11 protein-coding genes are annotated in these 14,805 nt (G+C 69.9%); 7 read left to right on the top strand and 4 right to left on the bottom strand.

Annotated features, from left to right (window positions below; genetic code table 11):
• Nucleotide 1: 1 nt before the first annotated feature.
• The gene (locus tag ACN9MP_RS08910; protein ID WP_426325765.1) at nt 2-2,461 is read right to left on the bottom strand and encodes a DNA gyrase/topoisomerase IV subunit A; all 2,460 of its coding nucleotides are present in this window, start codon (nt 2,459-2,461) and stop codon (nt 2-4) included.
• Between the two features lie 68 nt (nt 2,462-2,529).
• On the opposite strand from ACN9MP_RS08910, the gene ACN9MP_RS08905 reads away from it, so the two are divergent.
• A complete protein-coding gene (locus ACN9MP_RS08905) occupies nt 2,530-3,645 on the top strand; it encodes an alkaline phosphatase family protein (protein ID WP_426325763.1) in 1,116 nt (371 codons plus the stop codon).
• A gap of 6 nt (nt 3,646-3,651) precedes the next feature.
• Here the strand turns inward: ACN9MP_RS08905 and sepH are convergent, their stop codons facing one another.
• Entirely contained in the window at nt 3,652-4,695 is a 1,044-nt protein-coding gene (gene sepH, locus ACN9MP_RS08900; protein ID WP_426325761.1) for a septation protein SepH, read from the bottom strand.
• Nucleotides 4,696-4,933: 238 nt separating this feature from the next.
• Here sepH and ACN9MP_RS08895 point away from each other — a divergent pair, with 238 nt between their 5' ends.
• Nucleotides 4,934-5,227, top strand: a complete 294-nt coding sequence (locus tag ACN9MP_RS08895; protein ID WP_426325759.1) for a DUF4193 domain-containing protein — start codon at nt 4,934-4,936, stop codon at nt 5,225-5,227.
• On the opposite strand, the gene ACN9MP_RS08890 is transcribed toward ACN9MP_RS08895, so the two are convergent.
• Nucleotides 5,202-5,705, bottom strand: a complete 504-nt coding sequence (locus ACN9MP_RS08890) for a DUF3093 domain-containing protein (protein WP_426325757.1) — start codon at nt 5,703-5,705, stop codon at nt 5,202-5,204. The genes ACN9MP_RS08895 and ACN9MP_RS08890 overlap by 26 nt on opposite strands.
• Nucleotides 5,706-5,717: 12 nt before the next feature.
• On the opposite strand from ACN9MP_RS08890, the gene dut reads away from it, so the two are divergent.
• From dut to dxs, 5 genes are all read left to right on the top strand, one after another.
• Complete coding sequence (dut, locus tag ACN9MP_RS08885) at nt 5,718-6,170, top strand: dUTP diphosphatase (protein ID WP_426325755.1); 453 nt, start codon at nt 5,718-5,720, stop codon at nt 6,168-6,170.
• Nucleotides 6,167-6,766, top strand: coding sequence for a DUF3710 domain-containing protein (locus tag ACN9MP_RS08880; protein WP_426325753.1), 600 nt, complete (start codon nt 6,167-6,169; stop codon nt 6,764-6,766). The genes dut and ACN9MP_RS08880 overlap by 4 nt, the downstream gene beginning before the upstream one ends.
• Nucleotides 6,763-7,554 (top strand): DUF3159 domain-containing protein, encoded by a 792-nt coding sequence (locus ACN9MP_RS08875; RefSeq protein ID WP_426325751.1) that lies wholly within the window; start codon nt 6,763-6,765, stop codon nt 7,552-7,554. The genes ACN9MP_RS08880 and ACN9MP_RS08875 overlap by 4 nt, the downstream gene beginning before the upstream one ends.
• An 88-nt stretch (nt 7,555-7,642) precedes the next feature.
• The gene (locus ACN9MP_RS08870) at nt 7,643-10,522 is read left to right on the top strand and encodes an aconitate hydratase (protein ID WP_426325749.1); all 2,880 of its coding nucleotides are present in this window, start codon (nt 7,643-7,645) and stop codon (nt 10,520-10,522) included.
• 98 nt (nt 10,523-10,620) lie between these two features.
• On the top strand, nt 10,621-12,573 hold the full coding sequence (gene dxs / locus ACN9MP_RS08865; RefSeq protein WP_426325747.1) for a 1-deoxy-D-xylulose-5-phosphate synthase: 1,953 nt from the start codon (nt 10,621-10,623) through the stop codon (nt 12,571-12,573).
• A 72-nt stretch (nt 12,574-12,645) separates the two neighbouring features.
• Here the strand turns inward: dxs and ACN9MP_RS08860 are convergent, their stop codons facing one another.
• A complete protein-coding gene (locus ACN9MP_RS08860; RefSeq protein ID WP_426325962.1) occupies nt 12,646-14,802 on the bottom strand; it encodes a 3-hydroxyacyl-CoA dehydrogenase NAD-binding domain-containing protein in 2,157 nt (718 codons plus the stop codon).
• Between the last annotated feature and the right edge of the window lie 3 nt (nt 14,803-14,805).

Below are 14,805 nucleotides of genomic sequence, written 5' to 3'. Positions count from 1 at the left end.
CTCAGCGGACGCCGGTGCCCACGGCGCCGATCACGCCGTCGAGCGGCGTGCCCGAGGCGTCGCGCTTGGCACCGGAGGCGGGCAGCGCCCGCGTCGCCCCATCGGCGCCGACGGCTCGCGGATCGGTGCCGACCCATGCGAGGGTGAGGGCGTCTTCGCCGCGCAGCAGGCGCTGCGCGCGCACACCCCCGGTTCCGCGGCCCTTGGCCGGGAACTCGCTGAACAGCGACACCTTCGCACTACCGGCATCCGTGCCCGCGATCGCCGCCGTCGAACCCGCGACGGTCACCACGACCGCGTCGAACTCGGAGGGGCCGACCACGTCGAACGCGATGACCCGAGCGTCGTCAGCGAGCCGGATGCCCGCCATGCCCCCGGCCGAGCGCCCTTGCGGACGCACGGACGAGGCGTCGAAGCGCAGCAGCTGCGCGTCGCTCGCGACGAAGACGAGCTCCGCACCGTCGGAGGCGGGTGCGGCACCGACGACCCGGTCGCCGTCCTTCAGCGCGATGAGATCGACATCGTGCTTGTTGCCGATCTCGCTCGCCGCGACACGCTTCACCACGCCCTGCGCGGTGCCGAGTGCGACGGGCGGCGCGTCGCTGAGCGGCACGAGGGCGATGACGTGCTCGCCGCCGCTCAGGCCGAGGTACTGGTCGCCACGGGTGCCGGCAGCCAGCTGCACCGAGTTGCCGGGGACCGACGGGAGGTCGACGGGGGAGAAGCGGATCAGGCGCCCCAGGTCGGTCACGGCGCCCAGGTCGCCGCGCGTCGTGGCATCGACGGAGGACCGGATCGCGTCGTGCTTGGAACGTCGCGCGGGCGCGACGATGCCGCCGCCCGGGGCATCAGCGACGAGCTCGGCGCGCACCATGCGTCCCGTCGCCGACAGGAACACGCGGCACGGCGCGTCCGCGATCTGCAGCTCGGCCGCCGCGGCGGCGGCGCGCGAGCGCGGCTTCACCGGCCCGCCGTTGAGGAGGAGCGTGCGGCGGGGCGTTCCGAAGGCCTCTGCCGCCGCATCCAGCTCTTTCGCCACCTGCGCACGCAGCAGCACGTCGCTGCCGAGCAGCTCTTCGAGGAGGGCGATCTCTTTCTTGAGGTTGTCGCGCTCGGCCTCGAGCTCGATGCGCGAGAACTTCGTGAGGCGGCGCAGGCGCAGCTCGAGGATGTACTCCGCCTGCGGCTCCGACAGGTCGAACACGCTCATGAGGCGCCCGCGCGCCTGCTCGCCGTCGTCGGACGTGCGGATGACCTGGATGACCTCGTCGATGTCGAGGATCGCGATGAGGAGGCCCTCGACCAGGTGCAGTCGCTCGTTGCGGCGTGCGAGCCGGTAGCGGCTGCGCCGCGTGACGACGCTGATGCGGTGGTCCAGGTAGACGCGCAGCAGCTCGCGCAGCCCGAGCGTCTGCGGCTGCCCCTCGACCAGCGCGACGTTGTTGATGCTGAACGAGTCCTCGAGCGGGGTCAGCCGGTAGAGGTGCTCCAGCACGGCCTGGGGGTCGAAGCCGGTCTTGATGCCGATGACAAGGCGCAGGCCCCTGTGACGGTCGGTGAGGTCGGTGACGTCGGCGATGCCCTGCAGCTTCTTCGCGTTGACGGCCTCCTTGATCTTCTCGATCACCCGCTCCGGCCCCACGAGGTAGGGCAGCTCGGTGACGACGAGCCCCGTGCGCCGCGGACCGAGCGACTCGATGGAGACCTTGGCGCGCGTGCGGAAGCTGCCCCGGCCGTTCGTGTAAGCGTCCTTGATGCCGTCGAGACCGACGATGATGCCGCCGCCCGGCAGGTCGGGCCCGGGCACGAACTCCATGAGCTCCTCGACGGTAGCATCGGGGTTCGCGAGCAAGTGCGTCGCGGCGCCGACCACTTCGATGAGGTTGTGCGGCGCCATGTTGGTCGCCATGCCGACGGCGATGCCGGTGGTGCCGTTGACGAGCAGGTTGGGGAACGCCGCCGGGAGTACCTCCGGCTGCTGGAATTGGCCGTCGTAGTTGGGGATGAAGTCGACGACGTCCTCGTCGAGGTTCTCGGTGAGCGCGAGGGCCGGCGGTGCGAGCCTGGCCTCGGTGTAGCGAGGAGCCGCGGGGCCGTCGTCGAGCGAGCCGAAGTTGCCGTGCCCGTCGACGAGGGGCACGCGCAGCGAGAACGGCTGCGCGAGCCGCACGAGCGCGTCGTAGATCGGCGCGTCGCCGTGTGGGTGCAGCTTTCCCATCACCTCGCCGACCACGCGGGCGCTCTTGACGTGCCCGCGGTCGGGACGCAGCCCCATGTCGGCCATCTGGAAGAGGATGCGCCGCTGCACCGGCTTCAGCCCGTCCCGCGCGTCGGGAAGCGCGCGGGAGTAGATCACCGAGTAGGCGTACTCGAGGAAGGAGGTCTGCATCTCGGATGAGACGTCGACATCCTCGATGCGTCCGTGATCGGCGGGGGCGGAGTCGGTGCGAGATGCGGGCATATGACGATGAAGCCTCGGGTGACGGCGGGAGATGGGGGGCTCTCCCGCGGTGTGCGAGACTGGCCCCGATGTCGTTCAGCCTACCCGTCGACCCCGGACGCGCCCGGAGCCTCACCCGTGTCGTGACCGAGATGTCGGCGGCGCTGGACGGTCGTTCGGAGTGGTTCGCACCGGCACGCAGCGCGATCGTGTGGGTGATCGACGGCCTGGGCTCTTTCAATCTCTCCGCGCGCGCGGGGCACGCGCGCTTCCTCTCGGAGGCTCGGACCAAGAAGGATGCCGCGCGCACGGTGTTCCCTTCGACCACCGCCGCCGCGCTGACCAGCCTCCTGACGGGCTCGCAGCCGGGAGCGCACGGCATCGTCGGCTACCGCGCCCGCATCCCCGGTACCGACGACGTGGTGAACATGCTGCGCGGATGGGACACCGATGGCCTGCCGCTGTCGTTCCAGCGCGCGACGCCGCTGTCGGCGGCGCTCGGCCGGCCCTTCTTCGTCGTCTCCCGTAACGAGTACGCGCAGACGGGGTTCACCGCTGCCACGCTCGGCGAGGCGCAGTTCCACGGCGAGGACGACCTCGACGAACGGGTGCAGGTCGCCGCGGACCTCGCGGCGCGGCATCCGGGTGCGCTCATCTACCTCTATGCGCCGGACCTCGACGGCATCGGCCACAAGCGCGGCTGGGAGTCCGACGAGTGGGTGGCGGGACTGGAACGGGTGGATGCCGCGGCCCGCGCCCTGTCGAGAGCCCTCGATCGCGGCACGGGCGTCGTGGTGACGTCGGACCACGGCATGATCGACGTGCCACGCCACCGCCACGTGCTTCTGGAGGAGGGCGACGCGCTGATCGACGGCGTGCGTCTCATCGGCGGGGAGCCCCGCATGCTGCACCTCTACGCGGAGCCCGGCGAGGCCGAGGGTGTGCTCGCGCGCTGGCGCGAAGCGGAGTCCTCTCGATCGTGGGTCGTCTCGCGTGCCGAACTGGAGGCTTCGGGCCTCATCGGGCCGGTCGATCCGGAGGTCGCGGGACGCATCGGCGATGTGGTAGTTTCAGCCCGCTCCGCCATCGCGTATTACGACGACCGGCTGGATGACAAGGCACCGCAGAAGATGATCGGGCAGCACGGCTCCCTGACCGACGAGGAGCGGGTCGTGCCGCTGATCCGGCTCGGCGCGTTCGGCTGAGCCCCGTCAGTCGTCTGAACGAGCGCCGAAGACGATCTCGTCCCACGACGGCATCGACGTGCGTCCCTTGCGGCGACCGGCCTCTGCCACGGCAGCGGGCGAGGGCGCCTGATAGTCGGATGCCGGCTTCTCGTCTTCTGGGGTGGCCTCGTCGTATCCCGGTTCGAGGGCGTCGAAGAGCGCGACCGGAGCCGACGCCCGCGGAGCCGACGCGACCTCTTCGGCACCCGGGAGCGGCTCGCGCTGTCCGCGGCGGCGCCGGAGCGCCTCCAGCAGGTCGGCCGTCTCGGCGGAGGTCGCGACGGCGGGCTCGCTCGCCCGCTTGATCGCCGCCTCCTGGACGGCGGGAGCGGCAGGGGCGGGGATGTCGGGGGATTCGATGTCGGCCTCGGGGAGCCGGCGTGGGCCGAAGGCTCCGCTGTCGAAACGGGAGTCGTCCTTGGCGGGACTCGTGTCGAGGGCGCGCAGCCGCGGGATGAGGCCCTCGGGAAGCGAACCCTGGCGCGACAGCTGGATCGCGTCGGTGTTGAGAGGCGACAGCGTGCTGCGCCGGGGATCGAAGCCCCAGCGCGCGTCATGGCCGATGTCGTTCGACGAGAACTCCAGCTTGACGATCCAGCCGGTCGGCTCCTTCCAGCTGGTCCAGCGCTCGCCGATCGCCCCCGCTTCCGCCAGCTTCGCCCGCACCGCCGAGCCGAACGTCGTCTGGCCGTCGCCGTCGAAGTCGCCGCCGAGAAGGACGGGCACCGCCAGCGCAAGGCCGACGATGTGCTCGCGCTCGGCCAGCACGGGTCCCTCGAACCGCACCACGTCCTCGACGCGGGCACCCAGAAGCTCCGCCACCTCACGCGCGGACAGTCCCGAGCGGATGTGGGCCTGGATCTCCCGCGGGCTCGGACGGGGTGCCTGCGCCTCGGCATCGCGGTCGCGTCGGGCCTTGCGTAGCTCGACGCGAAGAACGTCGTCGACGTCGAGCGCGAATCTCTCGCCGGAATCGGTCGCCAGGATGATCTTGTCGTCCTCGGTTCCGATGACCTTGAGCTGTTCCATGCGAAACGCCCCTCGCTTGTCTAGGGGGCTCACGGCTTCCGAGCCCGCCTGTCCGCCCCATCGTGTCACAGCGCACCGCGGGCGCCGGGAATATCCGGCGCGTGCCGCGAGTTTCACGCGGACGCAAGGTCGGGACACCGTCGGATCGCATTTGCGAAAAGAGGAACCGTCGTGCAAACTATCGCCGCCCGGAAGGGCGAGCGCAACCCGCGATACCCGGAAGTTGAGATCTTCACGCATGGCCACCGATTACGACGCCCCCCGCAAGACCGAGGACGACAGCGAGTCGATCGAAGCGCTCAAGGAGCGCGTTCCCGACAAGCTCTCGGGCTCGGTCGACGTGGAGGACGCCGACAACCCGTCAGGCTTCGAGCTGCCCGGTGCCGACCTGTCGGACCTGGAGCTTGACGTCGTCGTTCTCCCCGCCCAGGAGGACGAGTTCACCTGTTCGAACTGCTTCCTCGTGAAGCACCGCTCGCAGCTCGACCACGAGACCCCCGACGGTCCTATCTGCTCGGAGTGCGCCGCGTGAGCTGAGCCCGCCGCACAGCGGCGGACAGGCGGTCCGGCGTCCGCGAGGAGATCACCCACGCGGTCGTCGGGTCGTCAGGATCGATCACCGGGATGACGACGATTCCGTCGATCCCTCCGCGGATCAGATGCCACGACCGCGGGTCCAGACCCGCGCCGCGCGCGTGGCGCGCGTCGTCGCCCACGTGCACCTCAGGAGCGCCGAGGTGCTCCACCCCGATATGCGCGCGACCGGCGCGCAGCTCGCCGCCTCGGACCTCCACGACGGGCGCCGCGGCGAGGATCAGGGCGATCAGCAGCACGCCGACGACGCCGCCCACCACGAGCGCGACCGTCGTGTCGATCGGGCTGACCACCAGCGCCGCCATCGGCGCCGCCACGGCCGCGGCGACCAGGATCCACAGTGAGGGACCGAGCCGCTCGCGATAGCCGCCGGTGCGGCTGCTGCGGCCACCGGCATGGGGCGTGGAGTTCTGCATTACCCTCGTTGGGTGACTGAAACGGTGGACGTCCCCATTATCGCCCGCGACGTGCCGGTGTACGCGCACCCGGGTGACGCCGGCGCCGACCTCGCCGCCGCCGAGGCGGTGCGACTCGAGCCGGGGCAGCGCGCACTGGTGGGCACGGGCGTGCGCATCGCCCTGCCCGAGGGCTACGTCGCCTTCGTGGTGCCACGCAGCGGCCTGGCCGCGAAGCACGGCATCACCATCGTCAACGCGCCGGGAACCATCGACGCCGGATACCGCGGCGAGATCAAGGTCATCCTGCTCAACACCGATCGAGAGCACGCCCACGACATCGTCGTCGGTGACCGGATCGCCCAGCTCATCGTGATGCCGGTGCCCCGCGCCGCGTTCATCCCCGTGGAAGTCCTGCCCGAGAGCGTGCGGGGCGAGGGCGGCTTCGGCTCCACGGGCTACCAGAAGGACGGAGTCCTGGCATGACCGACCCCTCATCCGCCGACGGCGCGCGCAAGGCCGCGCCCGACGACCGCGCGGCCACCGGCCCCTTCGACGAGTCGGAGGCCAACCCGGTCCGGCCGTACATCGACCTCGGCGGGATCAAGATCCTGCCGCGGGAGGGGCTGAACCTGCGCCTGGAGGTCGAGGAGCAGACCAAGCGCATCGTCGCGGTCGGACTGGACTACGCCGGATCCACGCTGCAGGTGCAGCCGTTCGCGGCCCCCCGCTCGGCGGGGCTCTGGGACGAGACGCGCGAGCAGATCCGTCAGCAGATCCGCCAGCAGGGCGGTCGCGTCGAAGAGCGCGAGGGGCCGCTGGGTCCCGAGCTCCTCGCCGAGGTGCCGGTGGTCGCCGGCCCGGACGGCACCGCGGGCAAGCGCCTGGCCCGCTTCGTCGGCGTCGACGGCCCGCGCTGGTTCCTCCGCGGTGTCATCGGCGGTTCGGCCACCGCGGACGTCGAGGCTGCGGCCGCCGTCGAAGACCTGTTCCGCTCGATCGTGGTGGTCCGCGGCGGTTCGCCGATGCCCCCGCGCGACCTGATCCCGCTCCGCATGCCGGCCACCCCGGGCACCGCGTGAGCGACACTCCGCGTCCCGGCGACGCGGCGGAGCCTTCACCGCGCGACCCCGCCCGCGCGCCGGAAGAGACGGATGCCGCACCCCTCGCACCGTCGGCATCCGAGGCGCTGGGGGCCGCCCTGGGCGGCGCCGCCCGCCGCGCAGGCCTCGACCCTGCGGAGGGCAAGAGCACGGGGCATGTCGTCTGGGCCGCGATGGGCGGATGGCGCGGCATCCTCGAATCCGTCCTTCCCGGTCTCGTCTTCCTCGTGACGTGGACCGCGACCTATGACCCGGAGGCGCGCTCGGGCAACCTCGTGCTGAGCCTCGCGCTCTCGGTCGGGCTCGCTGCGGTCTTCACCCTGGTGCGCCTCGCGCAGCGACAGTCTGCGAACGCCGCGATCGGTGGTCTGATCGCCGCAGCGGCGGCCGCGGCGCTCTCGTTGTGGACGGGCAGGGGAGAGGACAGCTTCGTCCCGGGCTTCCTCACCAACACCCTCTACGGCACCGCCTTCCTCGTATCGGCCGTGATCGGGTGGCCTCTCATCGGCCTCGCGGTCGGGTTCCTCATGGGGGAGGGAACGGCCTGGCGCGCCGACAAGCGCAAGCGACGCGTCTTCTTCTGGCTCTCCATCGCGTGGGCCGGGCTGTTCGCCGCCCGGCTGATCGTGCAGCTGCCGTTCTACTTCGCGGGCGACGTGACGGCCCTCGGCACCCTCAAGCTCGTCATGGGGCTGCCCCTCTTCGCGCCTCTGGTGGCGGTCACGTGGCTCGCCGTGCGCGCGCTCTATCCGCGCACCCCGAAGTGATAGGTTTATCTCGACATCAAGATAGTTTTCTCCCCAGCCATTAGGTCGTCCTCACTAGCCGAGGGCACCGGTGCGGGGGAAGATGGGGATGCCGGACTCCGGCACGATCCCGCCGCCGACGAAGGAGACAGACGTGTCCACGGTTGACAGCTTCGGTGCGAAGAGCACCCTGACGGTCGGCAGCACCGACTACGAGATCTTCCGCATCGACACCGTTGCGGGCTACGAGAAGCTCCCGTTCAGCCTCAAGGTGCTGCTGGAGAACCTGCTGCGCACCGAGGACGGCGCGAACGTCACCAAGGAGCAGATCCAGGCGCTCGGCTCGTGGAACCCCCACGCGGAGCCCGACACCGAGATCCAGTTCACCCCGGCTCGCGTGGTCATGCAGGACTTCACCGGGGTCCCCTGCATCGTCGACCTCGCGACGATGCGCGAGGCGGTCACGGCCCTCGGCGGCGACCCCAACCGGATCAACCCGCTCTCGCCCGCGGAGATGGTCATCGACCACTCCGTCATCGCCGACCTGTTCGGCCGCGAGGACGCCCTCGAGCGCAACGTCGAGATCGAGTACGAGCGCAACGGCGAGCGGTACCAGTTCCTCCGCTGGGGCCAGACGGCGTTCGACGACTTCAAGGTCGTCCCGCCGGGGACCGGCATCGTGCACCAGGTGAACATCGAGCACCTAGCGAAGGTCATCTACGACCGTGAGGTGGGCGGCGTCCTGCGCGCCTACCCCGACACCTGCGTCGGCACCGACTCGCACACCACGATGGTCAACGGCCTGGGCGTGCTCGGGTGGGGCGTCGGCGGCATCGAGGCCGAGGCCGCGATGCTCGGCCAGCCCGTGTCGATGCTCATCCCGCGCGTCGTGGGCTTCAGGCTCACCGGCTCCATCCCGGCCGGCGTCACCGCGACCGACGTCGTCCTCACGATCACCGAGATGCTGCGCCAGCACGGCGTCGTCGGCAAGTTCGTCGAGTTCTACGGCGAGGGCGTCGCCTCGGTGCCGCTCGCGAACCGCGCCACGATCGGCAACATGAGCCCGGAGTTCGGCTCGACCGCCGCGATGTTCCCCATCGACGACGTCACGCTCGACTACCTGCGCCTGACCGGTCGCGACGAGGCTGCGGTCGCCCTCGTCGAGGCGTACGCCAAGGAGCAGTCGCTCTGGCACGACCCGGCCCGCGAGCTCGTCTTCAGCGAGTACATGGAGCTGGACCTCGGCACGGTCGTCCCCTCGATCGCCGGCCCGAAGCGCCCGCAGGACCGCATCCTGCTGTCCGAGGCGAAGTCGCAGTTCGAGAAGGACATCGTCAACTACGCGACGGCCTCCACGTCGGACGACATCGTCGACCTCGAGTCCAAGCACTCGTTCCCCGCGTCCGACCCCGGCGCCGTGCCCGGCGAGGAGGAGCCCACGACGCGTCCGGTGCACATCAACAGCGGCGCCCCGGCATCCGCTTCGAAGCCGGTGAAGGTAACCACCCCCGACGGCGAGGCGTACATCCTCGACAACGGCGCCGTGACGCTGGCGGCCATCACATCGTGCACCAACACGTCGAACCCGTCGGTCATGATCGCCGCGGGCCTCCTCGCCAAGAAGGCCGTCGACAAGGGGCTGAAGCGCAAGCCGTGGGTCAAGACCACTCTCGGCCCCGGCTCGAAGGTCGTCACCGACTACTACGAGAAGTCCGGACTCGACAAGGCGCTCGAGGGCCTCGACTTCTTCACCGTCGGCTACGGCTGCACCATCTGCATCGGCAACTCGGGTCCGCTGATCGAAGAGGTCTCGGAGGCCATCAACGAGCACGACCTCGCGGTCACCGCGGTGCTCTCGGGCAACCGCAACTTCGAGGGCCGCATCAGCCCCGACGTGAAGATGAACTACCTCGCGTCGCCGCCGCTCGTGGTCGCGTACGCCCTGGCCGGTTCGATGAACTTCGACTTCGAGACCGACGCGCTCGGCAAGGACCTCGACGGCAACGACGTGTTCCTGAAGGACATCTGGCCTTCGCCCGAAGAGGTCCAGCAGATCATCGACACGTCGATCTCGCGCGAGCAGTTCATCACGCAGTACGCGACGGTCTTCGAGGGCGATGAGCGCTGGAAGAACCTGCCGACGCCCACCGGCCCGGTGTTCGAATGGGACGAGCACTCGACGTACGTGCGGAAGGCGCCCTACTTCGACGGCATGACGACGGAGCTGACCCCCGTCACCGACATCTCCGGCGCCCGCGTGATGGCGACCCTCGGCGACTCGGTCACGACCGACCACATCTCGCCCGCGGGCAACATCAAGGCCGGCACCCCCGCCGCTCAGTACCTCACCGAGCACGGCGTCGCGCAGAAGGACTTCAATTCCTACGGCTCGCGCCGCGGCAACCACGAAGTCATGATCCGCGGCACCTTCGCGAACATCCGACTCAAGAACGAGCTCGTCGCCGCGGTCAACGACGGGCAGATCGTCGAGGGCGGGTACACGCGCGACTTCACGCAGCCCGGCGGCCCGCAGTCGTACATCTACGACGCGAGCCAGAACTACCAGGCCCAGGGCACCCCGCTCGTCGTCTTCGGCGGCAAGGAGTACGGCTCGGGCTCTTCCCGCGACTGGGCAGCCAAGGGCACGAGCCTGCTGGGCGTCAAGGCCGTCATCACGGAGAGCTTCGAGCGCATCCACCGCTCCAACCTCATCGGCATGGGCGTCGTCCCGCTGCAGTTCCCGGCGGGCGAGAGCTGGAAGTCGCTGGGGCTCGACGGCACCGAGATCGTCTCGATCGAGGGCCTCGAGCAGCTCAACGAGGGCGTCACCCCCAAGACGGTGCGCGTCACCGCCGAGCCGAGCGAGTTCTCGCCGGAGGGCAAGCAGCCGGTCGTGTTCGACGCGGTCGTGCGCATCGACACGCCCGGTGAGGCCGACTACTACCGCAACGGCGGCATCCTGCAGTACGTGCTGCGCTCGCTGGTCTGACGGATGATTCACGGGGGACCGGATGCCGCGGCATCCGGTCCCTCCCTCATGCCCGGGTAGACTTGCAGGGCCCTTCCGGGGGCCGGAAAGGAGCGGGCATGTCGTTGCTGTCGTCCATCACCGGACCCCGCGACCTCGACACCCTGAGCATCGATCAGCTCGAGCAGCTCGCGGCCGAGATCCGCGGCTTCCTCGTCGAGAACGTCGCACGCACGGGTGGTCATCTGGGTCCGAACCTCGGCGTCGTGGAGCTGACGATCGCGCTGCACCGCGTGTTCGACTCTCCGAATGACCCGATGATCTTCGACACCGGACACCAGTCCTACGTGCACAAGCTGCTGACCGGACGCCAGGATTTCACCGGCCTGCGCGCACGCGGCGGCCTGGCAGGCTACCCGCAGCGGTCGGAGAGCCCGCACGACGTGGTCGAGTCCTCGCACGCGTCGAGCTCGCTGAGCTGGGCCGACGGCGTCTCGCGCGCCCTGACGCGGACCGGCCGCAAGGACCGCCACGTGGTCGCTGTCGTCGGCGACGGCGCGCTCACGGGCGGCATGACGTGGGAGGCGCTCAACAACATCTCCGACGACAACGACCGCAACCTCGTGATCGTCGTGAACGACAACGGCCGCTCCTACGCCCCCACGATCGGGGGCATGGCGAGGTACCTCAACCGCGTGCGCACAGCCGACTCGTACCGCAACCTGCACCGCGGCTCCGACACGCTGTTCCGCAAGCTCGGACCCGCCGCCCGTGCCGTGTACCGCGGCGTCCGCGGCGGCACCCACGGCTTCCTCTCGCGCTTCACCAACAACGCCGCCCTCTACTCGAATCTCGACATCAAGTACCTGGGGCCGGTGGACGGACACGACCTGGCGGTGCTCCTCGAGACGCTCGAGCTCGCCAAGGAGTACGGTGCGCCCGTCATCGTGCACGCGATCACCGAGAAGGGCCGCGGCTACGCGCCCGCTCTCGAGGACGAGGCCGATCAGTTCCACGCCGTCGGCAAGATCGATCCCCTCACGGGCGCGTCGCTCGGTTCCTCGGGCGGGCGGGCCTGGACCGACGTCTTCGCGGACGAGCTCGTCGCCGTCGGCGACGCCCGCACGGACGTCATCGCCATGACCGCCGCCATGCTCAGGCCCACCGGGCTGCTGCCGTTCGCCCAGCGCTTCCCCGACCGCGTCTACGACGTCGGCATCGCCGAGCAGCACGCCGTCGCCGCTGCGGCCGGTCTCGCGTTCGGAGGGCTGCACCCGGTGGTCGCCCTGTACGCCACGTTCATGAACCGGGCGTTCGACCAGGTGCTGATGGATGTCGCCCTCCACCGTGCCGGCGTCACGTTCGTGCTCGATCGGGCCGGCGTCACCGGCCCCGACGGCCCGAGCCACCACGGCATCTGGGACCTCGCGATGCTGCAGATCGTGCCCCACATCCGCATCGCCGTTCCGCGTGACGCGACGCGGCTGCAAGAGGAGCTGCAGGAGGCCGTCGCCGTCGACGACGCGCCCACGGTTCTCCGCTTCCCCAAGGGCGGCGTCAGCCCCGACCTCCCCGCCGTGGAGCGGCTGGAAGACGGCGTCGACGTGCTGGTGCGCTCCGACGCCCACGATGTGCTCCTCGTCGGCATCGGTCCGATGGCGCACATCGCGGTCGACGTCGCCGAGCGCCTGCGCGCCCAGGGGATCGGAGCCACGGTGGTCGATCCTCGGTGGGTCGTGCCCGTGCAGCCGTCGATCGTGGAGCTCGCAGCATCCCACCGCCTCGTCATCACCATCGAAGACGGCATCCGGGTGGGCGGGATCGGCACGCGCGTGCGGCAGGTGCTGCGCGAGGCCGGCGTCGATACGGCCGTCGACGAGCTGGGCGTCCCGGACGAGTTCATCGCTCACGCCACCCGTGAGCAGATCCTCGAGGATGCCGGGCTCACGCCGGCGAAGATCGCGCAGGACGTCGTCGCTCAGGTGCTCGGCACGCGCATCCCGGTGGCGCGCGGCGCGGACACCCGGGAGATCCCGGTCATCCCCACGCTGTCGCGTGAGAAGCGGCGTTAGTCCGCGACCTGCGACGCAGACGCCGAAGGGCGCACCCTCGATGGAGGGTGCGCCCTTCGCGGTCGTGAGGCGTCAGGCTGCGACGCCCTTGATGACCGGGTGGTGGAAGGTGTCGCCGAAGGTGCGATCGGACGCGCCCTCACGGTCGAGGTAGGGCGACGCGCCGCCGTCGATGAACGGCCAGCCGGCTCCGAGGATGAGGCAGAGGTCGATGTCTTGCACCTCGGGCACCACGCCCTCGTCGAGCATGATCCTGATCTCCTCGGCGAGACCGTCCTGCACGCGACGGAGGATCTCATCCGCCGTGGCGGGCGCCGTCCCCACAGCCGGCTTGAGCACCTTCTCAGCGGCCTTCGTCCAGCCGGTCACGCGGCCGGCCTTGTCCTTCTCGACCACCTCGGGGAGCTCCGCGAGCGCGTGGAAGTTCTCGTTCGCGTAGAAGCGGTCGGGGAAGGCCCGCACCATGGTGTCCTGCACGTGCGCGGCGACCTTCCAGCCCACCAGGTCGATGAGCTGGAACGGTCCCATGGGAAGTCCCAGCGGCGCGAACGCCTTCTCGACCTCCGCGATCGGCGTGCCTTCGTAGACCGCGCGGGCGGCCTCGCCCATGACCTTCGCCAGCAGGCGGTTCACGACGAACCCGGGCGCGTCGGCGGTGAGCACCGCGTTCTTGCCGAGGTTGCGCGCGACCACGAAGGCCGTCGAGAGGGCGGCGTCGGACGTCTGCGGCGTCTTCACGATCTCGATGAGCGGCATGACCGCGACCGGGTTGAAGAAGTGGAAGCCCACCAGGCGTTCGGGGTGCACGAGCTTCGCGCCGATCTCTTCGACCGACAGCGACGACGTGTTGGTCGCGAGGATCGCGTCCTCGGCGATGATCCGCTCGATCTCGCCGAACACCTGCTGCTTGACCCCGACCTCTTCGAACACCGCCTCGATGACGAAGTCGCAGTCCGCGTACAGTGTCTTGTCCGTCGTTCCGGTGACGAGGGCACGCAGCTTGTTGGCGGTGTCGCCGTCCAGGCGGCCTTTCGCCTCGAGCTTGCCGATCTCGTCGTGGATGTAGGCGACGCCCTTGTCGACCCGCGCCTGGTCGAGGTCGGTGATGAGCACCGGCACCTGCAGCTTCCGCACGAACAGCAGCGCGAACTGGCTGGCCATGAGGCCGGCGCCGATGATCCCGACCTTGGTGACCTTCTTCGCCAGTTGCTTGTCGGGGGCGCCGACCGGGCGCTTGGCCCGCTTCTGCACGAGGTCGAACGCGTACATGGATGCCGCGAACTGGTCGCCCGTCGCCAGCTCGGCGAGGGCCTCGTCCTCGCGCGCGAACCCCTCGGCCTTCGTACCGCTCTTCGCCTTGTCGAGCAGCTCCAGGGCTGCATACGGCGACTTCGGAACCGTGCCGATCTTCGACTCCAGCATGTTGCGGGCCATCTTGATCGCGATCGGCCACTTGGTCAGGCGCTCGAGCTTGCCGGGCTCGTTCTTGCGGTCGACCTTGATCCTGCCGCCGAGGACGCCGTCGGCCCAGACCAGCGAGTCCTCGAGGTAGTTCGCGGCGGGGAAGATCGCGTCGACGATGCCGTAGTCGAAGGCCTGCTGCGGCTTCAGCATGCGGTTCTGCTTCAGCGGGTTCGAGATCACGACCTCCAGGGCGTTCTCGATGCCGATGAGGTTGGGAAGCAGGTACGCGCCTCCCCAGCCCGGGATGATGCCGAGGAACACCTCGGGCAGCGCGATGGCGGCGGCCGAGGCATCCACCGTCCGATACGTCGAGTTCAGCGCGATCTCGAGGCCGCCCCCGAGCGCGAGGCCGTTCACGAAGGCGAACGACGGCACGCCCAGCTCGGAGAGCTGACCGAACACCTTGTGGCCGAGCTGCGCGATGAGGCGCGCGTTCTCTTTCGAGCCCAGCTTGCCGATGTCGGAGAGGTCGGCCCCGGCGGCCAGGATGTACTGCTTGCCCGTGATCCCGACGGCCTGGATCTCACCGGCCCCGGCACGGGCCTTCAGCGCGTCGAGCGTCTCGCCGAGCTGGATCATGGTGCCCGGGCCGAGGGTGTTCGGGCGAGTGTGGTCACGGCCGTTGTCGAGCGTGATGAGAGCCATCACCTTGCCGGACGGGAGACGGATGTCGCGCACCCGCGAGTGCGTGATCACCTCGTCGTCCAGCGCGGCGCGGAGCGGGGAGAAGTCGATGTCGTCGTACTGTCCGCGAGCGGTGGTCATCGT

This window comes from Microbacterium sp. E-13, from assembly GCF_049912955.1.
GTDB lineage: Bacteria > Actinomycetota > Actinomycetes > Actinomycetales > Microbacteriaceae > Microbacterium.
This window is presented reverse-complemented; position numbering and strand designations above follow the sequence as displayed.